22 protein-coding genes and 1 tRNA gene are annotated in these 21758 nt (G+C 66.9%); 12 read left to right on the forward strand and 11 right to left on the reverse strand.

Features of this window, described 5'->3' with window-relative positions:
• Window positions 1-7 precede the first annotated feature (7 nt).
• Window positions 8-796, reverse strand: a complete 789-nt coding sequence (locus tag ACHQ4I_RS05705; RefSeq protein ID WP_420770597.1) for an SDR family oxidoreductase — start codon at window positions 794-796, stop codon at window positions 8-10.
• 53 nt (window positions 797-849) lie between these two features.
• On the opposite strand from ACHQ4I_RS05705, the gene ACHQ4I_RS05710 reads away from it, so the two are divergent.
• From ACHQ4I_RS05710 to ACHQ4I_RS05725, 4 genes are read left to right on the forward strand one after another with little or no spacing between them, the layout of a single operon-like run.
• The gene (locus tag ACHQ4I_RS05710) at window positions 850-1623 is read left to right on the forward strand and encodes an enoyl-CoA hydratase family protein (protein ID WP_420770598.1); all 774 of its coding nucleotides are present in this window, start codon (window positions 850-852) and stop codon (window positions 1621-1623) included.
• A complete protein-coding gene (gene ipdA / locus ACHQ4I_RS05715; protein WP_420770599.1) occupies window positions 1623-2507 on the forward strand; it encodes a cholesterol ring-cleaving hydrolase subunit IpdA in 885 nt (294 codons plus the stop codon). The genes ACHQ4I_RS05710 and ipdA overlap by 1 nt, the downstream gene beginning before the upstream one ends.
• Window positions 2498-3259 (forward strand): CoA-transferase subunit beta, encoded by a 762-nt coding sequence (locus ACHQ4I_RS05720; protein ID WP_420770827.1) that lies wholly within the window; start codon window positions 2498-2500, stop codon window positions 3257-3259. The genes ipdA and ACHQ4I_RS05720 overlap by 10 nt, the downstream gene beginning before the upstream one ends.
• A complete protein-coding gene (locus ACHQ4I_RS05725) occupies window positions 3256-4329 on the forward strand; it encodes an NAD(P)H-dependent flavin oxidoreductase (protein ID WP_420770600.1) in 1074 nt (357 codons plus the stop codon). The genes ACHQ4I_RS05720 and ACHQ4I_RS05725 overlap by 4 nt, the downstream gene beginning before the upstream one ends.
• Window positions 4330-4715: 386 nt before the next feature.
• Here the strand turns inward: ACHQ4I_RS05725 and ACHQ4I_RS05730 are convergent, their stop codons facing one another.
• From ACHQ4I_RS05730 to ACHQ4I_RS05750, 5 genes are all read right to left on the reverse strand, one after another.
• Window positions 4716-5903 (reverse strand): acetyl-CoA C-acetyltransferase, encoded by a 1188-nt coding sequence (locus ACHQ4I_RS05730; protein WP_420770601.1) that lies wholly within the window; start codon window positions 5901-5903, stop codon window positions 4716-4718.
• A gap of 9 nt (window positions 5904-5912) precedes the next feature.
• Entirely contained in the window at window positions 5913-6530 is a 618-nt protein-coding gene (locus ACHQ4I_RS05735) for a TetR/AcrR family transcriptional regulator (RefSeq protein ID WP_420770602.1), read from the reverse strand.
• 175 nt (window positions 6531-6705) lie between these two features.
• A complete protein-coding gene (locus tag ACHQ4I_RS05740) occupies window positions 6706-7437 on the reverse strand; it encodes a hypothetical protein (protein WP_420770603.1) in 732 nt (243 codons plus the stop codon).
• 272 nt (window positions 7438-7709) lie between these two features.
• A complete protein-coding gene (locus tag ACHQ4I_RS05745) occupies window positions 7710-8507 on the reverse strand; it encodes an SDR family oxidoreductase (RefSeq protein WP_420770604.1) in 798 nt (265 codons plus the stop codon).
• Complete coding sequence (locus tag ACHQ4I_RS05750; protein ID WP_420770828.1) at window positions 8504-9712, reverse strand: acyl-CoA dehydrogenase family protein; 1209 nt, start codon at window positions 9710-9712, stop codon at window positions 8504-8506. Before ACHQ4I_RS05750 ends, ACHQ4I_RS05745 begins: the two co-directional genes overlap by 4 nt.
• A 106-nt stretch (window positions 9713-9818) precedes the next feature.
• Between ACHQ4I_RS05750 and ACHQ4I_RS05755 the strand changes: the two genes are divergently transcribed.
• The 7 genes from ACHQ4I_RS05755 to ACHQ4I_RS05785 all read left to right on the forward strand — a co-directional run bounded on the left by ACHQ4I_RS05755 (window position 9819) and on the right by ACHQ4I_RS05785 (window position 16883).
• On the forward strand, window positions 9819-11372 hold the full coding sequence (locus ACHQ4I_RS05755) for a FadD3 family acyl-CoA ligase (RefSeq protein ID WP_420770605.1): 1554 nt from the start codon (window positions 9819-9821) through the stop codon (window positions 11370-11372).
• Complete coding sequence (locus ACHQ4I_RS05760) at window positions 11372-12286, forward strand: enoyl-CoA hydratase (protein ID WP_420770606.1); 915 nt, start codon at window positions 11372-11374, stop codon at window positions 12284-12286. Before ACHQ4I_RS05755 ends, ACHQ4I_RS05760 begins: the two co-directional genes overlap by 1 nt.
• Complete coding sequence (locus ACHQ4I_RS05765) at window positions 12286-13428, forward strand: acyl-CoA dehydrogenase family protein (protein WP_420770607.1); 1143 nt, start codon at window positions 12286-12288, stop codon at window positions 13426-13428. Before ACHQ4I_RS05760 ends, ACHQ4I_RS05765 begins: the two co-directional genes overlap by 1 nt.
• A complete protein-coding gene (locus tag ACHQ4I_RS05770; RefSeq protein WP_420770608.1) occupies window positions 13425-14435 on the forward strand; it encodes an acyl-CoA dehydrogenase family protein in 1011 nt (336 codons plus the stop codon). The genes ACHQ4I_RS05765 and ACHQ4I_RS05770 overlap by 4 nt, the downstream gene beginning before the upstream one ends.
• On the forward strand, window positions 14432-15487 hold the full coding sequence (locus ACHQ4I_RS05775) for an acyl-CoA dehydrogenase family protein (RefSeq protein WP_420770609.1): 1056 nt from the start codon (window positions 14432-14434) through the stop codon (window positions 15485-15487). Before ACHQ4I_RS05770 ends, ACHQ4I_RS05775 begins: the two co-directional genes overlap by 4 nt.
• A 141-nt stretch (window positions 15488-15628) precedes the next feature.
• Window positions 15629-16078, forward strand: a complete 450-nt coding sequence (locus ACHQ4I_RS05780; RefSeq protein ID WP_420770610.1) for a MarR family winged helix-turn-helix transcriptional regulator — start codon at window positions 15629-15631, stop codon at window positions 16076-16078.
• Between the two features lie 52 nt (window positions 16079-16130).
• Complete coding sequence (locus ACHQ4I_RS05785) at window positions 16131-16883, forward strand: DUF427 domain-containing protein (protein ID WP_420770611.1); 753 nt, start codon at window positions 16131-16133, stop codon at window positions 16881-16883.
• Between the two features lie 10 nt (window positions 16884-16893).
• Here the strand turns inward: ACHQ4I_RS05785 and ACHQ4I_RS05790 are convergent, their stop codons facing one another.
• The 3 genes from ACHQ4I_RS05790 to ACHQ4I_RS05800 form a co-directional block, all read right to left on the reverse strand.
• Window positions 16894-17268 carry a DUF5615 family PIN-like protein gene (locus ACHQ4I_RS05790; RefSeq protein ID WP_420770612.1) on the reverse strand — a complete coding sequence of 125 codons (375 nt, stop codon included), beginning with the start codon at window positions 17266-17268 and terminating at the stop codon, window positions 16894-16896.
• Window positions 17265-17498 (reverse strand): DUF433 domain-containing protein, encoded by a 234-nt coding sequence (locus tag ACHQ4I_RS05795; protein ID WP_420770613.1) that lies wholly within the window; start codon window positions 17496-17498, stop codon window positions 17265-17267. Before ACHQ4I_RS05795 ends, ACHQ4I_RS05790 begins: the two co-directional genes overlap by 4 nt.
• A gap of 193 nt (window positions 17499-17691) precedes the next feature.
• Entirely contained in the window at window positions 17692-18612 is a 921-nt protein-coding gene (locus tag ACHQ4I_RS05800; RefSeq protein ID WP_420770829.1) for an AraC family transcriptional regulator, read from the reverse strand.
• 90 nt (window positions 18613-18702) lie between these two features.
• Here ACHQ4I_RS05800 and ACHQ4I_RS05805 point away from each other — a divergent pair, with 90 nt between their 5' ends.
• Entirely contained in the window at window positions 18703-18960 is a 258-nt protein-coding gene (locus ACHQ4I_RS05805) for a hypothetical protein (protein WP_420770614.1), read from the forward strand.
• Here the strand turns inward: ACHQ4I_RS05805 and ACHQ4I_RS05810 are convergent.
• Together ACHQ4I_RS05810 and ACHQ4I_RS05815 are read right to left on the reverse strand one after the other, a co-directional pair.
• Window positions 18952-19025: transfer RNA gene (locus ACHQ4I_RS05810), tRNA-His, on the reverse strand. The two genes, ACHQ4I_RS05805 and ACHQ4I_RS05810, sit on opposite strands and share 9 nt — an antisense overlap.
• A 67-nt stretch (window positions 19026-19092) precedes the next feature.
• Entirely contained in the window at window positions 19093-21702 is a 2610-nt protein-coding gene (locus tag ACHQ4I_RS05815) for a LuxR C-terminal-related transcriptional regulator (protein ID WP_420770615.1), read from the reverse strand.
• Between the last annotated feature and the right edge of the window lie 56 nt (window positions 21703-21758).

Here is a 21758-nt window from a genome sequence, read left to right on the forward strand (position 1 = left end):
CGGTTGTTCAGGCCTGAGCCGGCTGCTCGGCATTCGAGGCGGCGAGGAATGCCGGACGCTCGCCACCGCCGTGCACCAGCAGCGTCGCGCCGCTGACGAAGCCGGCCAGCGGCGAGGCCAGGAATGCGGCGCAGCCGCCGATATCGTCGGGCCGGGCCATCCGGCCGAGCGGAATGGTCGCGCCGACCGCGTCGATGCCGTCTTGATCGCCGTAGTGCAGCTGACTCTGTTCGGTCTCGACCGGGCCGACGACCAGCGAATTCACCCGGACCTTCGGGGCCCATTCGACCGCGAGCGAGGAGGTCAGGCTGTCGATGCCCGCCTTGGCCGCGCCGTAGGCGGCGGTGCCCGGCGAGGGGCGGTGACCGCTGACGCTGGACACCATCACGATCGAGCCGCCACCCGGCTGCTGCTGCATCACCGCATTGGCGGCCTGTGAAACCAGCAGGGGCGCAAGCAGATTCAGTTCGACGATCTTGCTGTGGAAGTTCTTGCTCGCGGTCGCGGCGAGGGCGAACGGTGCGCCGCCCGCGTTATTGACCAGGTGATCCAGGCGGCCGTGGCGCGCGACGATCGTGTCGACCAGCCCCTGCACGGCATCGGCGTCACGCACGTCGCAGGGCAGGTATTCGATCTCGCGCCCGTCGTGGCACACAAGCGCGTCACCGGGACGCCGCGCGCAGGCAACGACGGTGGCACCCGCGGCGAGGAAGGCCCTGCTGACGCCCGCACCCACCCCGCGCACACCACCGGTGACCAGAACGACGCTGCCGGTGAGATCGATTTCGAGTGTCACCGTGCTAACCTACCAAGCAACTGCTTGCTTTGCCAACCACGAATGGATACGCGATGGGGATCAACCGTCACTCCGAATCAACCGGCATCACCGTGGTCACGGTCGACTACCCGCCGGTCAACGCCATACCGTCCGACGGCTGGTTCACACTGGCGGATGAGATCCGCGCGGCCGGGCGCGATCCGGAGACCAAGGTCGTGGTGCTGCGCGCCGAGAACCGCGGCTTCAACGCCGGTGTCGATATCAAGGAAATGCAGCGCACCCCGGGCCATCAGGCGCTGATCGATGCGAATCACGGCTGCTTCGAGGCCTTCGCGGCCGTCTACGACTGCCCGGTTCCGGTGATCGCGGCGGTGCAGGGCTTCTGCCTCGGCGGCGGCATCGGCCTGGTCGGCAATGCCGATGTGGTGATCGCCTCGGATGACGCAACCTTCGGCCTGCCCGAGGTCGACCGCGGCGCGCTCGGCGCGGCCACCCATCTGTCCCGCCTGGTCCCGCAGCATCTGATGCGCGCGCTGTTCTACACCGCGAGCACCATCACCGCACAGCAGCTGCAGCACTACGGCTCGGTGTACCAGGTGGTGCCGCGCGCCGAACTCGATGCCGCCGCACTGGAGCTCGCCAAGAACATCGCGGCCAAGGACGGACGGGTGATCCGGGCGGCCAAGCGGGCGCTCAATGGCATCGATGTGCAGGACGTGCACCGCAGCTACCGCTACGAGCAGGGCTTCACCTTCGAACTGAATCTGGCCGGGGTGGCGGATGAGATCCGCGCGCGGTTCGACGACGATCTGGCCGCGCGCAAGGAAGAGAGCAAGGAAAACTGATGCGGGACAAGCGAATGTCGCTCGACGAGGTCGTCGGCGAACTGCGCAGCGGTATGACCATCGGCATCGGCGGCTGGGGCTCGCGGCGCAAGCCGATGGCGCTGGTGCGGGCCATCCTGCGCTCGGACATCACGGATCTGACCGTGGTCAGTTATGGCGGGCCCGATCTCGGCCTGCTGTGCTCGGCGGGCAAGGTGCGCAAGGCGTACTACGGCTTCGTATCCCTGGATTCGCCGCCGTTCTACGATCCGTGGTTCGCCAAGGCCCGCACCTCCGGCGCGCTGGTGGCGCGGGAGATGGACGAGGGCATGTTGAAGTGCGGACTGGAGGCGGCGGCCGCGCGGCTGCCGTTCCTGCCGATCCGCGCCGGGCTCGGATCCGATGTCGTCAATTTCTGGGATGGCGAACTGCGAACCGTCGCATCGCCGTACCCGGATGCCGACGGCCGCACCGAAACGCTGATCGCGATGCCCGCGCTGAATCTCGATGCGGCGCTTGTGCATCTGAATATCGGCGATAAGCACGGCAATGCCGCTTACACCGGTGTCGATCCGTACTTCGACGACCTGTACTGCCTGGCCGCCGAGCGTCGCTATGTGTCGGTTGAGCGGGTGGTGGAGACCGAGGAACTGGTGAAAGCCGTTCCGCTGCAGTCATTGCTGCTCAACCGGATGCTGGTCGACGGTGTGGTCGAGGCGCCGGGCGGCGCGCACTTCACCCTGGCCGCGGACAGCTACCGCCGGGACGAGAAGTTCCAGAAGCATTACGTGGAGTCGGCCAAGACGCCGCAGGCCTGGCAGCAGTTCGTCGACAAGTATCTGGCGGTCTCCGAGGACGAGTACCAGGCTGCCGTTCGCGAATTCGCACAGGAGGCATCCAAGTGAATACTGAAACCGTCACCAGGGCCGAGATCTGCGCGGTCGCCTGCGCCGAGATCTTCAGCGGCGCGGGGGAAATCATGGCCTCGCCGATGTCGCCGATGTCGATCATCGGCGCGCGGCTGGCCAAATTGACCACCGAACCGGATCTGCTGCTCTCCGATGGCGAAGCGCTGTTCTTCGCCGACACTCCCCCGCTGGGCGGTAAGGCCCCGACCGAGGGGTGGATTCCATTCCGCAAGGTCTTCGATGTGGTGGCCTCCGGCCGTCGCCATGTGGTGATGGGCGCCAACCAGATCGATCGGTTCGGCAATCAGAACCTGTCGGCATTCGGACCGTTGCAACAGCCGACCAGGCAGATGTTCGGTGTGCGCGGCGCACCGGGCAACACCATCAATCATCCGACCAGCTACTGGGTTTCGCGGCATACCCGGCGGGTGTTCGTGGATCAGGTCGATATCGTCTCCGGCGTCGGTTACGACAAGGTCGATCCGGCCGATCCGGCCTATCGGTTCCATCATCTGCACCGGGTCGTCACCAACCTGGGCGTCTTCGATTTCGAAGGACCCGGCCACACCATGCGGGCGCGCAGCCTGCATCCGGGCGTCACCGCCGCCGAGGTCGCCGAGAACACCTCCTTCGAGATCGCGGGACTGGCCGAGGCGGGCGAGACCCGGCAGCCGACCGCGGAAGAGCTGCGGTTGATCCGGGATGTGCTCGATCCCAAGAAGGTTCGGGAATCGGAGGTGCCGTCATGAGCGTTCTGCGGACGCGGCTGACCGAGTTGGTCAGCATCGAACATCCGATCGTGCAGACCGGTATGGGCTGGGTGGCCGGGCCGAGCCTGGTCTCGGCCACCGCGGAGGCGGGCGGGCTGGGGATTCTGGCCTCGGCCACCATGACCTTCGCCGAATTGGAAGCCGCGATCGCGAAGACCAAGGCGCACACCAAGAAACCGTTCGGCGTGAATATCCGCGCGGATGCCACCGACGCACCCGAACGGATCGATCTGCTGATCCGGGAGAAGGTCGCGGTCGCGTCGTTCGCGTTGGCGCCCAAGCAGGAGCTCATCGCCAAGCTGAAAGATGCCGGTGTGGTGGTGATTCCATCGATCGGTGCGGCCAAGCACGCGGTGAAGGTCGCCTCCTGGGGGGCCGATGCGGTGATCGTGCAGGGTGGCGAGGGCGGTGGGCATACCGGTCCGGTGGCCACCACGCTGCTGCTGCCGTCGGTGCTGGACGCGGTCGATATTCCGGTCGTGGCGGCGGGCGGATTCTTCGACGGTCGTGGCTTGGCGGCCGCATTGGCCTACGGCGCGGCGGGTGTCGCGATGGGTACCCGGTTCCTGCTCACCAAGGAGAGCACCGTCCCCGAGACCGTCAAGCAGGAGTACCTGAAGCGACAACTGCAGGACACTGTGGTTTCGCTGAAGGTCGACGGTATGCCGCATCGCGTGCTGAACACCGAACTCGTCGATCGCCTGGAGCATTCGGGACGTTGGCGCGGCCTCACCGCCGCGGTCTCGAATGCCGCGAAGTTCAAGGGCATGACCGGCATGAAGTGGTCGACGATGGTCCGCGACGGCCTGGCCATGCGAAAGGCCAAGGACCTCACCTGGTCTCAGGTCATCATGGCCGCCAACACCCCGATGCTCCTGCGCGCCGGCCTGGTCGAGGGCAATACCCAAGCGGGTGTGCTCGCCGCCGGCCAGGTCACCGGCATCATCGATGACCTGCCCACATGCAAAGAACTCATCGACCGCATCGTCACCGACGCCGTCACGCGCATCGACACCATCGCCGCACTCACCGCAGATCACAACCCCTAACGCGTCCTGATCGAAGACGCCCTTCCTACTAGCGAAGGCCGCCCCGAGTCCTCCTGGCCGGGGCGGCCTTTCACATGCCTGATCCATGGCCGTCGCGGAATTGTTCCTGGCGGAAGACGGGGCCTTCGCAGACCGTCTGCGAGAGGCCGGACAGCGGTGAGCGGCGGCGCGTATGTTGCGGCTCTCACGGTATCGAAGGTGCTCAGTTGGGATCCGCGCCCTGCGGTGAACATCGGAGCGAAGATGGGAAAGCTGCCTCCGGGTTTCCGATGGGCCGGGGCAGCTTCTTGCGATTCTCGCGTAGGGCGGGGACGCCGAAAGGCCGCTCCCTGGAATCACTTCCAGGGGGCGGCCTTTGGTTACTCAGCTGAAGTTGACGAAGGGCTTTAGCTGAGACGTTCGATGATGGTGGCGTTGGCGGTGCCGCCGCCTTCGCAGATGGTGAGCAGGCCGTAGCGGCCGTTGACGCGCTCGAGTTCGTTGAGCAGGGTGGCGAAAAGCTTTGCGCCGGTGGCGCCGAGCGGGTGGCCGAGGGCGATCGCGCCGCCGTTGACGTTCACCTTCTCCGGATCCGCGCCGGTCTCGCGCAGCCAGGCGAGCACGACCGGGGCGAAGGCCTCGTTGATCTCGATGACATCGATATCGTCGATGGTCAGACCGGTCTTCTCCAGCGCCCACTTGGTGGCCGGGATGGGGCCGGTGAGCATCATGATCGGGTCGGCGCCGCGTGCGCTCACGTGGTGGATGCGGGCGCGTGGCTGCAATCCGTAAGCCTCGAGGGCCCATTCGGAGGCGAGCAGGGTCGCGCTCGCGCCGTCGGAGATCTGGCTGGCGACCGCGGCGGTCAGCGTGCCGCCCTCGGCGAGCACCGGCAGCGACGCCATCTTCTCGAGGGTGGTCTCACGCGGACACTGATCGATCCAGAACTCGCCGACCGGCACGATCTCACGATCGAAACGGCCGTTCTTGATGGCATCGCGGGCGCGCTCGTGACTGCGCAATGCCCAGCGCTCCATCTCTTCTCGGCTGATATTCCACTTGTCGGCGATCATCTGCGCGCCGTTGAACTGCGAAACCTCGCCGGTGCCATAGCGATGGTCCCAGCCCTGCGCGCCGACGAACGGCGAGTCGAAACCATATTCCTTGCCCGCCAACATAGCCGCCGAGATCGGGATGGCGCTCATGTTCTGCACACCGCCCGCGACGACCACCTCGGCGGTGCCGCTCATAATGGCCTGCGCGCCGAAATTGATGGCCTGCTGGGAGGATCCGCACTGCCGGTCGACGGTGACGCCGGGGACTTCCTCCGGATAACCGGCGGTCAGCCACATGGTGCGGCCGATATTGCCCGCCTGCGGACCGATATTGTCGACACAGCCGACGATCACATCGTCGACCACCGCCGGATCGATCGGGTTGCGGTCCAGCAGACCGCGCAGCGCGGCCGCGCCGAGATCGGCCGGATGCACCGCGGCCAGCGCGCCATTGCGCTTGCCGACCGGGGTGCGCACCGCGTCGATCACATAGGCATCCCGCAGCGGGGCGTAGGGGCGGCGAGCGGATGGTGCTGACATGTAGAACTCCTACTTGATGTGCTCGGGCACGGTCAGGCCGTCGAGCACGATGGTCAGGTACTGCTTGGCCAGGTTCTCGACGGTGATCGAGCCGCCGGGCTCGTACCACCGCACCGCCACCCACACGGTGTCCCGCAGGAATCGGTAGGCCAGCTCGACATCGAGTTCGGGCCGGAAGCTGCCGTCCTTGACGCCATTGATCAACACCCGGTGCCACAGCTCGCGGAATTCGCGGTTGTAGTCCGCGATATAGGTGAACCGCTCCGAATCGCGCAGGCGCTTGGCCTCGGCCTGATAGATCGCCACCGCCGCATGCGAGCGGTCGAAGGATTCGTAGGACGCGATCACCAAGGCTTCCAAGGTATCTCGCGAGCTGAGCCCCGAGGCCACGATCTCCCGGTACCGCCCGAACAGATCGTCGAGGAAGCCGCGCAGGATCTCGTCGACCATCGACTCCTTGGAATCGAAGTGGTGATAGAGGCTCCCCGATAGAATTCCGGCCGCATCGGCGATATCGCGCACGGTCGTCGCACGCAGTCCACGCTCGGCGAACAGTTGGGCCGCGAGCGCGAGCAGTTCATTGCGCCGTGCTGATTTCGAGGCGTCTGATGCGGTCACACGGGCCATAATACAACCAAGCATTTGCTTGGGCTAGGCTGGGCTGTCCCGCCTCCCCGAATCCTCAGGCGCGGACTCGGGTGCCGCGACATCGGCGTTGGCGACCGCCGGTGTTAGCGGAGTTCAGTTGGCCCGTCCCCGGCGAGTTACCCATGTACTAACGAAATCAGTCGACCGGGACGCATCAGCGCATGGAATAGCGCAGGGGCGAAGACACTGATAGATCCGCCAGCAGTCGGTCGCAGATGACCACCGGGGATATGCCCGCCCGCGCCATCCGCGCGACCAGTGCGAGTCGGCGTTCACAGCTGTCCCATTCGACGGTCAGCGGGCCGCGATCGGGGCCCGCGTCGACGGTGGCCATCACCCGTGGCGGACCGAATGCGACCGGTTCCTCGATGAGTTTGAGGATCATGCCGCGCTGCCAGGCGCGGTAGGTATCCATATCCGCGCCGACGACCAGCTTGTCGGTGGCGGCGCACAGGCCCTGGGCGATCTCGTCGGCAAAGGCCACGCGGTCGAAGCGGAACTTGCGGCATTTGCGAACAACGTCGAGCAGATCGGCTCGCACTTCACACAACAATGCCGTCTGCCGCTGCCGTCGGCGGTCCCGTTCCAATGCCGCGCCGGATCCGGCATTGAGTCCGATTCGACAGGCGCGCTCATGATCTCGCGCCATATCGGCGCGCAATGCGCCGCGCGGATCGCGAGCGACCTCGGTCTCGTCGACGGCATACTGTTCGAGAATTTGGGCGGCGCGGGTCGCGGTCGCACATTCGGAGGTGTGCTCCATGAGCTCGGCGCCGAGGGTGAGGGCCGCGAGTACCAGGCTGTCCAGCCGTCGCCTGGCGAGCACGACTTCGCGCACCAATTCGAGTTCCAGTTGTTCGCGGGCAGGTGGGCGATCCGGGCCCATAGCCATCGCCCCTTAGGGAAGTGCGGGATCCGACCACCCTCAGCATGGCACACCTGGATGCGCCGCGTCCCGGCCTTTTTGACCTGATAAGAAGCCCACCTGACCGCACTGGCACTGAAGTCGAAAGGCGATCGCACTCGTGCGCTGTGACATCGGCAGCGCCCGCGACGCTGCGTGTTCGCGGACGCCCGGTGTCTCGCGGCTGAAAACTCGCTCGGTGCGGCGCCGACAGGGCGCGCACTGCTTACTGCGGGACAACCACGACAGCGAAATCAGGCGCGCTGACTGCTGATCGAAACCACTTCGCCGGTCAGGTAAGTCGTGTAGTCGCTCGCGAGCATCGCGATGGTCGCGGCCACTTCCCAGGGCTCGGCGGCGCGGCCGAAGGCTTCGCCCTCGGAGAGGCGGTCGAGCAGTTCGGTCGAGCTGACCTTGTCCAGGAAGGCGTGCCTGGCGATGCTCGGGGCGACCGCGTTGATCCGGACGCCGAGTTCGGCGGCCTCGATGGCGCTGCAGCGAGTAAGTGCCATCACGCCCGCCTTGGCCGCGGCGTAGTGGGCCTGACCGTACTGCGCGCGCCAGCCGAGCACGCTGGCGTTATTGACGATCACACCGCCGTGGCCCGCGTCGCGGAAATAGCCGAGGGCGGCCCGGGTGCAGCGGAAGGTGCCGTTGAGGGTGATGTCGAGGACGCGGTCCCACTGCTCGTCGGTCATATCGACGACGGGGGTCTCGCCGCCGAGTCCGGCATTGTTGACCATGATGTCGATGCGGCCCAATGCCGTTGCTGCGCCGCGGATCAGCTCGTTGACCTGTTCGGTGCTCTGCACGTCGCAGGCGATCGATGCGACCCGGCGGTCCGGGAATTCGGCCTTCAGTTCGACCTCGGTTTCGGCCAGCCGCCGCTCGTGCCAGTCGGATACGACGACATCCGCGCCCTCGGCGAGCAGCCTGCGTGCGGTGGCCGAGCCGATGCCGGTGCCCGCCGCGGCGGTGATCACGGCGTTGCGGCCGGTCAGCAGACCATGGCCCGGGATGGGCTGGGGCGCAACGGAAAGCGGCCCACTCATGCGCGGGCCTCCCGCGGCAGGCCGAGCACCCGCTCGGCGATGATATTGCGCTGCACTTCGTTCGAACCTCCGTAGATCGTGTCGGCGCGGGTGAACAGGTAAAGCCGCTGCCATTCGTTGAGATCGTTTTCCTCGGCCACCAGTCCGGCGGGGCCGAGCACGGCCATGGCGAGTTCGCCGAGGTCACGATGCCAGTTGGCCCACAGCAGCTTCGAGACCGAGGCCTGTCCGCCGTCGTCGGCGGTCGTATCGCGCATGGTGCGCAGCGCGTGGGCGCGCAGCACCCGCAGGCCGACCCACGCCTTATCGATCCGGTCGGCGATGAGCGGGTCGTCGGCTGCGCCGGTGCGGCCGGCCAGCGCCTCGATATCGGCGAGTTCGCGGGCGAATCGGATCTGCTGGCCGAGGGTGGAGATGCCGCGTTCGAAGGTCAGCGTGCCCATGGCGATGCGCCAGCCGTCACCGGGCTCGCCGACGACCAGGTCCGCGGCGGTGCGGGCGTTGTCGAAGAAGACCTCGTTGAACTCCGAGGTGCCGGTCAGCTGGATGATCGGGCGGACCTCGATGCCCGGCTGATGCATGGGAACCAGCAGGTAGGACAGGCCCTTGTGCCGGGTCGAACCCTTTTCGGTGCGCGCGACCACGAAGCACCAGTCGGCCACGTGGGCCAGCGAGGTCCAGATCTTCTGGCCGTTGATCGACCATTCGTCGCCGTCGAGATGGGCGCTGGTGGTGATGGCCGCGAGGTCCGAGCCGGCGCCGGGTTCGGAGTAGCCCTGGCACCACAGCTCGGTCACATTCCGAATCCCGGGCAGGAAGCGTTGCTTCTGCGCCTGGGTTCCGAAGGCCAGCACGGTCGGACCGAGCAGTTCCTCACCGAGGTGGGAGACCCGGGCTGGCGCATTCGCTTTGGCGTATTCCTCGTGGAATATCACCTGCTGGCGCAGCGAGGCCTCGCGCCCGCCCCACTCCTTGGGCCAGCCGAGGCAGGTCCACCCGGACGCGGCCAGGTGCCGGTCCCAGGCGAGGCGTTCCTCGAAGGCCTCATGCTCGCGGCCGGGCCCGCCGAGGCCGCGCAATTCGCGGAACTCGCCGTTGAGGTTCTCGGCCAACCATTCGCGCACTTCTGCGGAAAACTGCGCGTCCGATGCGGCAGCGTTGTTCCCACCCCCCTGCCCTTCGGTGTCGGAATCTGATGTCTGGATCGCACCCACGCCGGTAGGATAACCTACCAAGCACTTGCTTTGTTAGAGCCTGACCACTTTGATCGAGCAAAGGCAGCAAAAGACCCCGCCGACGGTGAGGACAACCGTGACAACCCCTGCACAAACGACACCCGTGGCCCTGCACCACGCCGCGCGCACCTTCGGCGCCGCGCCCGCCCTCGGCGACGGCGCGGTCCGGCTCGACTGGACGCAACTGCTGGCGGCGGTACAGGAGGTGGCGCGTGCGCTGATCGCGCGCGGAGTGCAGTCGGGTGACCGGGTCGCGATGTGGGCGCCGAACACTTATCACTGGGTGATCGCCGCACTGGGCGCGCACTACGCGGGCACGGCTCTGGTGCCACTCAATACCCGCTATGTCGCCGATGAGGCCGCCGATGTGCTGGAGCGGGTCGAGGCCAAGGCGCTGTTCATCGCCGGAACCTTCCTCGGTCGCGACCGGCTCGCCGAATTGCGCTCCGCCGCACCGGAATTACGCATCGACACGGTGGTGGTCATTCCCGTGGAGCCGGGCACCGAGACCACCGACTCCGCCGCCCTCAACTGGTCACAGCTCGCCGGTATCGCCGAATCGGTTCCACTGGCCGAAGCCGTGCGGCGCGCCGAAGCCGTCGACCCCGAGGATATTTCCGACATCCTGTTCACCTCCGGCACCACCGGGCGCAGCAAGGGCACGCTGGTCGCGCATCGGCAGGCGCTGTCGGTGGTGCGGGCCTGGGCCGAGTGCACGACCTTGACCGGCTCCGATCGCTATCTGGTGCTCAGCCCGTTCTTCCACAACTTCGGTTATAAGGCGGGCATTCTCGCGTGCCTGGTCACCGGTGCGACGATCATTCCGCAGGCCACCTTCGATGTGCCCGCGACCATGCGCCTGGTCGGCGCGGAGAAGATCACGGTGCTGCCCGGCCCGCCGACCATCTACCAGACCATTCTCGACTTCCCGGACCGCGAAGCCTACGACCTGAGCACCTTGCGCGTAGCGGTGACCGGCGCCGCGACGGTGCCGGTGGTGCTGGTCGAGCGGATGCGCTCGGAACTCGACTTCGATGTCGTCATCACCGGCTACGGACTTTCCGAGGCCGCCGGATTCGGCACCATGTGCCGCGCCGATGACGATGCCGCCACCATCGCGGGCACCTGTGGCCGCCCGATCGCCGAATTCGAATTGCGGCTGAGCCCGGAGGGCGAGGTATTGCTGCGCGGGCCGAATGTGATGCTCGGCTACCTCAACGATCCGGAGAGCACCGCCGAAACCATCGATGCCGAGGGCTGGCTGCACACCGGCGATATCGGCACGCTCGACGAGCGCGGATATCTGAAGATCACCGACCGGCTCAAAGACATGTACATATCCGGCGGCTTCAACGTGTACCCGGCGGAGGTGGAACAAGCGCTGGCCCGACTCGACGGAGTGGCCGAATCCGCGGTCATCGGGGTGCCGGACACCCGAATGGGCGAGGTGGGCAAGGCATTCGTGGTGCGCAAGCCGGGCGCGGCGCTCACCGAGGAGCAGGTGCGCGCGCACGCGACCACGGTGCTCGCCAATTTCAAGGTGCCCCGATTCATCGAATTCCGGGACCAACTGCCCTACAGCGCGGCCGGGAAAGTGCTGAAACGCGAACTACGTGAGGAGAAATCGTAATGTCCGACGAAGCTGGGATCCCCTACGAGCCGGACGTCGTCACGTATGAACGGCGCGGCCGGGTCGCCATCGTGACACTCAACCGGCCCGACTACCGCAACGCGCAGAACTCGGTGATGACCTACGCCCTCGACGCCGCCTTCGAGCGTGCCGTCGAGGATTCCGAGGTCGGCGTGATCGTGCTGGCGGGCAACGGGAAACACTTCAGCGCCGGGCACGATATCGGCACCCCGGGCCGCGATCACCATGTGCACTACCCGAACAAGGCGGCACTCTGGTGGGACCACGTCGACAAGGCCGGCGGCGATCAGCGTTTCGCGCGTGAGCTCGAGGTGTACCTGGGCATGTGTCGGCGCTGGCGGGAAATCCCCAAGCCGACCATCGCCATGGTGCAGGGCGCGTGTATCGCGGGCGGGCTCATGCTGGCCTGGGTCTGCGATCTGATCATCGCCGCCGATGACGCGTTCTTCTCCGACCCCGTTGTCCGCATGGGCATTCCGGGTGTGGAGTATTTCGCGCACCCGTGGGTGATGGGGCCGCGCGCGGCCAAGGAGTTCCTGTTCACCGGGGATCGCTTCGATGCGGCGCAGGCCAAGGAGTGGGGCATGGTCAATCGCGTCGTGCCGCGCGCCGAACTCGAAACCGAAACCCTCGCGCTGGCCGAGAAGATCGCCACCATGCCGCGATTCGGGCTGGCGCTGACCAAGAAGGCGGTCAACCAGGCCGAGGATCTGATGGGCATGCGCGCGGGCATGGATTCGGTATTCGGCCTGCACCACTTCGCGCACGCGCACAACGCCGAGGTCGGCGCGGATTCGCTCGGCGGCATGAACGCCAAGTCGATGAAGGCCAATGCGACCGCTTCGGCCACGGTGAGCACCAAGTCGACGTCCGAGCAGAACAGGACAACGTAGTGGATCTGGATCTCGATCAGGCGACCCGCGAATTCCAACAGGAAGTTCGCGAATTCCTCGCCGCCAACAAACCCGCCGAACCGCTGCCCTCCATGGATACCAAGGCCGGTTTCGAGGCGCATCGCGAATGGGAGCGCACACTCGCCGACGCGCGCCTATCGGTCGTCTCCTGGCAGCGAGAGTACGGCGGGCGCGATGCCTCGCTGCTGGAGTGGGTGCTCTTCGAGCAGGAGTATTACGCCGCCGGTGCGCCGGGGCGGGTCAGTCAGAACGGCATCTTTCTTTTGGCGCCGACACTCTTCGAGCACGGCACTGCGGAACAGTTGGATCGGATCATGCCGCGGATGGCGCGCGGCGACGATATCTGGGCGCAGGCCTGGTCCGAACCGGAGGCGGGCAGCGATCTGGCCGGTATCCGCTCGACCGCGCGCCGCACCACCGGCGGCTGGCTGCTGAGCGGACAGAAGACCTGGAGTTCGCGAGCGTCCTTCGCGGACTGGGCATTCGGGCTGTTCCGCAGCGATCCGGAGGCCGAACGGCATCGCGGGCTCACCTATGTGATGTTCCCGCTCTCGGCCGATGGCGTTTCGGTGCGGCCGATTCCGCAGTTGGACGGCGAGCCCGGATTCGCGGAGATCTTCCTCGACGACGTCTTCGTACCGGATCGCGATGTGATCGGCGAGCCCGGCGACGGGTGGCGGGTCGCGATGAGCACATCGAGCAATGAGCGCGGATTGTCGCTGCGCAGTCCGGGCCGCTTCAGCGCGACCGCGCGGCGGCTGATCGACCTGTGGCTCGACACCGGCGATCGCACCAATACCGCCCAGCGCGATGCGGTGGTGGACGCCTGGATCGGCAGCGAGGCCTACCGGCTGCACACCTTCGGCACGGTCACCCGGCTGAACGAGGGCGGCAAGCTCGGCGCGGAATCGTCGATCACCAAGGTGTTCTGGTCCGAACTCGATATCGCCATGCACGAGACCGCGCTCGAGGTGCTCGGCGCGACGGCCGAACGGTCCGGGCCGTGGACGGATGGCTATCTGTTCTCGCTCTCCGGCCCGATCTATGCCGGCACCAACGAGATTCAGCGCAATATCATCGCCGAGCGGCTGCTCGGATTACCGAGAGGGAGCAGCCGATGAGATTCGCGCTCAGCCCGGAACAACTCGACTTCGGCACCAGCCTGCGCAAGCTGCTCGACGCCGGACGGACATCCGCCGCCGTACGGGCCTGGGCCACCGGGGATCCCCAACCCGGCCGCGGACTCATCCGGCAGCTGGCCGGCGCGGGTGCGCTCGGCCTCGCCATCGAGGAGCCCCACGGTGGGATCGGCGCGGAGCCGATCGATCTGGTCGTCGCATTCCAGGAGATCGGCCGGGCCGCCGCGCCCGGACCGCTGGTCGAGACGGCGGCCGCGATACCCGCACTGCTGCAGGCGCTTCCGGATACCGAATTGGCCGCGCGCTGGCTGCCCGGCTTCGCCGACGGCGCGGCGCTCGGCACGCTGGCATTCGCGTCGCCCGCGCAGGGTGCGGTCGCATTGGACGTCGATACCGCCGAGGTGGTGCTGGTCGCGGATGGTGAGCAGCTGCGCACCGCGCACCGGGTGGAACTGGTGCGCTCGATCGATCCGGCGCGACGGCTGTTCGTCGTCGAAGCCGACGAGGTGGTGGCCGAGGGCGATCGGGTGGTCGGAGCCGTTGCCGCGGCCTTCGATGCCGGGGCGCTGGCCAATGCGGCGCAGCTGCTCGGCGCGGGGCGGGCGCTGTTGGCCGCCGCGACCGAATATGCCAAGCAGCGCAAGCAGTTCGGCAAGCCGATCGGTGAATTCCAGGCCGTGAAGCAGAAGTTGGCCGATGTGCTGATCGGGCTGGATCTGGCCGAGCCGCTGCTCTACCGGGCGGCGCTGACCATGGGTGAATCCACCCGCAGCCGCGATGTCTCGGCGGCCGTGGTCGCCTGTGGCGATGCCGCCTACCGGGCCGCGCGGGCGGCACTGCAAGTGCACGGCGCCATCGGCTACACCGCCGAATACGACCTATCGCTGTGGCTGACCCGAGTCACCGCGCTGCGATCGGCGTGGGGCACACCGGATCTGCACCGCTCGCGGATCGCCCACGCGCTGCGGGAGGAGGCCGTGCGCGCATGACCACCACTGAACATCAGGAGTTCATCGCCTCGGTGCGCGCGCTGCTGACCAAGCACGCGGCGTCCGCCTCGGTGCGTGCGGGAATGGATACCGAGCTCGGCTACGACGAGCACCTGTGGCGGCTGTTGTGCGAGCAGGTCGGTGTCGCGGCGCTCGCCATTCCGGAGGAATACGGCGGGTTCGGCGCTAGCCTGGTCGAATCCCTGCTGGTTGTCACCGAATTGGGACGCACACTGGCTGGGGTGCCGATGCTCGGTTCGGCGGTGCTCGGTGCGCAGGCGGTGCTGTTGTCCGGCGATGTCGACGCGTGCGAGCGGCTGCTGCCGGAGGTCGCCGAGGGCACCCGGACGATCGCCGTGTGCTGGGCGGGTGCGCACGGCTGGGATGCGCCGGGAGTGCATGCCGATGGCGAAACACTCTCCGGCACAGCCCATTATGTTCTCGATGGACTGCACGCCGATACCCTCGTAGTGGTGACGCCGACGGGTCTGTTCGAGGTCGAAGCCGCGGCCGATGGCGTGGCCCGGCGTTCGGTGCCGACCATGGATCCGACCCGCAAGCTCGCCGAAATCACCTTCACCGGCGTGCCGGGCCGACGGCTCGGGACCGGCGATCCCGCCGCCGTCACCGCGCGGCTGCACGAGATCGCCTGGGCCGCGATCGCCGCTGAGCAGGTGGGCGCGGCCGAGCGCTGCCTGGAGATGACGGTCGAGTACACCAAGTCGCGGGTGCAGTTCGGTCGTGCGATCGGCAGCTTCCAGGCGCTCAAGCACCGCATGGCCGATATGTACGTGCTGGTGGAATCGGCCAAGTCCACCTCGTACGCGGCGACCACCGCCGTTGCCGAGCGAATGCCGTCGGCCGCCGAGGATGTGTGGGCGGCCCGCCTGCGCTGTTCGGAGGCGTTCGGCACGATCGTCGCCGAGATGGTGCAGCTGCACGGCGGTATCGCCATCACCTGGGAGCATGACGCGCACCTGTTCTTCAAGCGCGCGCACGGTGACGCTCAGTTGTTCGGTACGCCGCGCAGACCGCTGCCCCAGCCCGCCTAGTGAGCCTTGAATCCGAGGAGTTCCGTCGAGCGGAGTCGAATGGTGGTCGCACACGCTGCATGCAACCGCCCTATCACTACGCTCGGCGGGAGCGGATAGGGCTGCACCGAATAGATAGTTAGTTTATGTAATAATATCGCAGTGCAGCAGACATCGGTGACATCCGCAGAGGACAGCGTCGTCAATCTACTCGTCACCGCCGGTCGGCTGACCCGGCTGGCCGGGGTGATCAGCGGAGATGATCTGCCGCGAGCCGTCATGCGGGCACTGGCGGTGCTCGACGAACACGGCGCCGTGCGGGTCAGTGAATTCGCCCGCATCGATCGATGTTCGCAACCGGCGGCAACGGCGCTGATCGGGCGACTCGTCACGGACGGATTCGCCACCCGACGCAAGGACCCGGAGGACTCCCGGGCCGTCGTCGTCGAACTCACCCCGGCCGGACGTGACCGGCTGCAGCACGCGCGCCGCGCCTTCGGCACCGCACTCGCGACTCGACTCGCCGAGTTCGATCCCGACCGCCTCGCCCGCATGGAGACAGATCTGAGGGAATTGCTGGACGCCCTGAAGAAGGCCGCATCGCGGCACTAGGGCGCAGGCGGCCGAACGTCCAGGCGGCTCGTGCGGAGTACGGTCGGAAGGTATGACCGACGAGAAGCGGGGCCGGGTGCGGGTCGAGACCGGGCAGAAGCGGGTGCGGGTATACCTGCGCGGACAGCTGGTCGCGGATACCAGGCGACCGGTGCTGGTCTGGGAGGGACCGCACTATCCGACCTACTACCTGCCGGTCACGGACCTGCACGCGAAGCTCGAGCCCAACGGCAGGACCAAACATTCCCCCAGTCGCGGCGACGGCACCGAATACGACGTGGTGGTCGACGGCGTGACCGCGCCGGGAGCCGCACTGCGCCACCACGATTCGCCGATTCCCGAACTCGACGACCTGGTGCGGTTGGACTGGAATTCGATGGACGAGTGGTTCGAGGAAGACGAGCCGGTCTACGTCCACCCGCGCGATCCGTACACGCGGGTCGATATCCTCGCCAGCTCGCGCCACGTCCGCGTCGAGATCGACGGCGTCACCGTCGCAGATTCCCACTCCCCCCGCATCCTCTTCGAAACCGGCCTCCCCGCAAGGTATTACCTCCCGCTGACCGACGTCCGCATGGACCTGCTGACACCTTCTGGGACCCACACCAGCTGCCCCTACAAGGGCACCGCCGACTACTGGACCGTCCACATCGACGAGAAGGAATACCCGGACATTGTCTGGGGCTACCGCACCCCACTTCCGGAGAGCCAGAAGATCGCCGGCCTCGCCTGCTTCTACAACGAAAAAGTCGACATCTACCTGGACGGCGAACCCCAACCCCGCCCCCACACCCCCTTCAGCTGACCCGCCTCACTCAGTCGGCCTGTTCGCCAGGATCGCCGTGCGCAACCAGCCGGTCACGCCCGAGTTCCACGACCGCACTTTCCGCAAGCAGCTGCACGATCTCGGCGAGATGGTCGCTGAACAGTTGAAGTAGCACAGCATTGGCGATGTTGCCGGTCGACACAATCAGCAGTGACCGCGGTGACCGGTCGAGTATGTGTCCGATCCAAAAATCCCGATCTTTGGTGACGACTACTCGATCTTCGCGATCAGCGATCGCCGCGATTTCGTCGTCCGTCGTTCGGTTTCCCTGCGCGATCGTGCAAGTGTGCACGACGTCGTGTCCAGCATTCTTCAGCAGGACCGCCAGCTTGCGTGGAAGCTGGGCGTCGACAAGGAATTTCACGCCGCGTTGAAGGGGATCGTTGTCCGCTGGGCAGTCACGATCGCAGCGTATTCGAGCACCGCGAGTATGTCGTCGGTTTCCAGGTCGGGGTAGTCAGCCAGGATCTCGTCGATGCTCATGCCCGCCGCCAGCAGCTCGAGCAGCATCTCCACGGGATATCGCAGCCCGCGCACCACTGGCTTGCCGTGGCAGACGGCAGGGTCCGAGGTAATGCGATCAATCCGGGACATGAGCACAACTCTACCCGAGCATGAGGGGCTTCAACCTGCGGTTATGCCTAAGCCGGGACATCAACTCGACTTAGTCGTGGCACAGCAGGCCTTCGCCATCCGGGATCTCGGCTGGGCGCGCGAAACCGTCGCCGAGAGCCAGTTAGGCCACACGGCCACCGCGCCGCGGATCGTCGGCGAATTCGACTGGGGTTCACACCGCGATCAGGGGCGGCTGGTCGTCGGCGCGGCGGTACTGCCCTGGGGGCAGGCCGTATTCGCGTTTGAAGGCCTTGGCGAAGGCGAATTCCGAGGTGTAGCCGACCTTTCGGGCCACCGTGCCGAGGGGGCTGTCGGTATCGCGCAGCAGGCGAGCGGCGGTGAGCATGCGCCAGCGGGTGACGTAGGCGAGCGGGGGTTCGCCGACGGTGGCGGTGAAGCGACGGGCCAGGGTGGCGCGGGAGACGCCGGCGATATCGCTGAGGTCGGGAACGGTCCAGGTGCGGGCGGGTTCTTCATGGACGGCGCGCAGGGCGGCGGCGACCGCCGGATCGGCGAACGCGCCCGCCCAGCCGGTGCCGGGTTCGCCGGTGACCTGTTCGTCGAACCAAGCGCGCAGGATGAACAGGAGCAGGGTCTCCAGAATGGCGGGGACGGCGGCATCGCTGCCCTGCTTCGGTTCAGCGACCTCGGCGGCGAGCAGGTCGACGGCGGCGCGCAGGGACGGGTGGCGGCCGGGACGCGCCGGGAGATGGATGAATTCGGGAAGTTCGTCGAGCAGCGGGTGGCTGCGCTGCCTGCCGAGTTCGTATGCGCCGCAGAGCAGCGCGGTGCGGGCGCCGGGGCCGGTGATCTCGCGCGGCTCACCCGGTTGCGCCTTCTCGGTGACCGGGCTGTCGAGGCGGTCGACCAGATCGTGGTCGGCGCCGCGCGGCATGAACAGGACGTCGCCGACACCAAGGGCGATCGGTTCGCCGCCGGACGGCACGGCCCAACACGAACCCTGTAGCACCACATGGAAACCCGCGCCGGGGACTATCGGATAGGCGCGACCCCACGGTGCATGCCGGACGAATAGGCCGGAGGTCGGGTTGCCCGTGCGGATGGCCGCGATCGTCTCGCTGAGGATGTCCACATTGATCAGCATAGCTGTTGAGCGTTTCAGACATCATTCTGCGCATTGTGGTCATTCGTCTACTCATTGAACTCTCATAGTGTCGTATCCATGACAACGACGAAGAAGATCGCCATCTACGGCGCCACCGGCCACACCGGTGGCTACCTGCTGACCGAATTGCACCGGCGCGGCATCGACTCCTACCGTGATTCGGCGCTGGAAGCAGTGGAAGTCGCAATCCGGCTGGCCGCCGGAACGACCGAACCGGGCGCCCTCTCGGTAGCCGAAGCCTTCGACGCCGAGGAATTCCTCGACACACTCGCAACCTTCGGCATCACTTGGCAGATCACCCCCAAGGGTGAGTGACCGGGTTCGAACCGGCGACCTCCTGGACCACAACCAGGCGCTCTAACCATCTGAGCTACACCCACCATGCTGCTCTCGACACCGAACGTAGCTCGGCAGGCTATGCCCAGTCATCCGAATTAGCGGCGGCCCTCAGCTGGCTCCGCCGGATCCTTCCCCCCGCATCAGCGCTCCGAGAGATTCCCGGTCCGTCACATCCATCTTGATGCAGGCACGGTACAGATGGCCCTCGACCGTGCGAACCGAAACCGTCAGCCGATCGGCGATCTGGCGGTTGGACAGCCCTGCCGCAACGAGATTCGCGATTTCACGTTCGCGGGAGGTGAGCGGCAAGGGCTGGGCGGCTTGGCGCAGGGCGGGGGTGCTCGCGCCGCCGCAGGCCGCGGCCAGGCGGTTCGCGGTGGCGGCCGATTCCAGGAGGCGGCGGCGGTCTCCGGCCCGTTCGTGCGCCGACGCGGCTTGGGCGGCGGCGTCGGCGGCCGAGAGCAGCGCGCCGATGCGCTCGAATTCGGCGGCGGCCGCGTCCAGGCCGGGTCCGTCGTGGGCGGCCAGTGCCACCGCATGGCGGGCCTGGACCTGCACCAAAGCGCCGTCGACCCGGGCGGCCAGGTCGGCGAGTCGGCCTGCCACGGAAGAGTCGCCGAAGCGGGCGGCCGCATGCAGTGCCGAGGCCTCGATGGCGTGCTGGTGTGCGCGCGCCGCCGCGTCGGCGGCCGCCATGGCCAGTCGAATGGCGGGGGTGACGGTACCTTCCGCGGCGGCCACCCAGGCCCTGGCGATCTCCAACTGCGGGTCGTAAACCGCGCTGTGCCTGCCGCCGCGCGCGACCGCCTCGGCAATCGACTCGGCCGCCTCCGGTGCGCGGCCGAGTGCCGAATATGCCTCGGCCAGACGAATTCTCGCCGGGATGTGCCAGGCCGCGGCGCCCTCGGCGGTGAGCGCGGCCAATGCCTGTTCCAGATGCTCGATCCCGTCCGGGAAGCAGCCCTGCGCCACGTCGACGGTGCCCTGCAGGATCTTCGACATGCCCCAGGCCAGGTACTGGCCCGGTGCGGAATAGCCGAAATACCCTGAGGCGCAACGCCGTGCGGCATCGAGATCACCGGTGCAGATCAGCGCGAGCACCTCGGCATGGGTCGAGATGAACCGGTTGAGCCCATCGATATGCGACTCCACCTGATGCCCGCGGGCCGCGTACTGCCGCGCCGCCTCACCCTTGCCCATCAACGCCAGCGCCAAGCCGCCGCCGAAGGCCGCCCACCAAACCGCCCACGGCGGTGCGCCTTTGGCCTCCATTACCGTCTCGGCCCCCGAAAACGCCTCCTCGAGCAGATTTTCGTGGACCGCACACGCCGCGGCCAGGCCGTCGAAGGTGGCGATGATCTTCGGATGCTGCACCTTGGCCCGCAGCATCGCGAGCACCTCGTCGGCACGCTCGGCATCGCCCATGGCCCAGAACAGATTCGAGACCCGGGTGCTGCCCCAGCGGCCCAGTTGCACCTCGTTCATCTGATCCGGATCGAAGCTGGCCAGGGTGCGTTCGGCCTCGATGCGATGGCCCTGCCACAGCAGCGCGCGAGCCAGCAGATCCGCGGCCTCCACCCCGCCGCGACGTTCCACCGCGGCCCTCGCGAAGCGCTCACCGAGCGGCAAATTCGCCAGTCCGATCGCATCGGCCGCGGCCGCTTCGAAGAGTTCGAGATCGGCGGATTTATCACTGTCCAAGGCCAATTCGGCCAATCGGATGCGATCCGGCGCGGAATTGATCGGACGCTCCTTGAGCGAGGAGTACAGCCGACCGCGCAGCCGCCGCGCCGAGGCGATGCCGAGCCTGCGCCGGATGACCTCACCGAACAGCGGATGGTTGTAGCGCACGATCAACTGGTGGGTATTCTCGATAACCCGGATGAGACCACGGGTTTCGGCGGCTTCGACCGCTTCCTCACCCGCCAGTTCGGCGAGCACGTCGAGATCGATCGGCTCGCAGAAGGTCAGCAGTTCGAGCACCCGCAACACCGAATCCGGCAGCTGTTCGACCCGATCCTCGAGCAGCGCGGCCAATTCCGAGGTCACCGCGGCCCGGCCGCGCAGCTGCCAGACGCCGTTCACCTGCCGCAGCGAACCCGCCTCCAGGGCGCCCTCCACCAAATGCCTTAGAAACAGGGCATTTCCACCGGAGGACTCCCACATCAGGTTGGCGGTGAAACCCTCCAGCTGTCCGCCGAGCATCTGCTCCACCAGATCGACGCTCTGGTGCTGGGTGAACGGGGTGAGGTCGATGCGCAGCAGGTGGCCGTCTTTCCACAGCGAGGTGATCGCATCGGGTACCGGCACCCCGCTGCGCACGGTCGCGACGATATGCGCGGCCTTGTCAATGGCCAGCTGTAGCAGCAGTGTCGCCGAAAGCTGGTCCAGCAGGTGCGCATCGTCGACACCGATGATCGCGTGCCCGTCTGCGAGCAGTGCCTCGCGCGCGGCGGACATGAACGTCACCGGATCGTGCGCGGTGTAAACCCCGACCATATGGGCGAATACGCCCAGCGGGATGGTGCGGGCCGATTCCGTGCCCGCAACCCACCGGATATTGCCGCCTACAGCGGCCGTCGCCTGTCTGGCCAGCGTCGTCTTTCCGACACCGGCGTCGCCCGTCAGAACCACGCCGACGTATTCAGTGCCGGAGAGTGCTGCGCGAATCGCTTCGAACTCGGTCTCGCGCTCGATCATCGGCCAGTTCCGAGCCATAGCTCTTACTGTAGTTCGTCACGGATCATGATCGAAGACAACGAACGATGAACGCG

This window comes from Nocardia nepalensis, assembly GCF_048910785.1.
Classification (GTDB): domain Bacteria; phylum Actinomycetota; class Actinomycetes; order Mycobacteriales; family Mycobacteriaceae; genus Nocardia; species Nocardia nepalensis.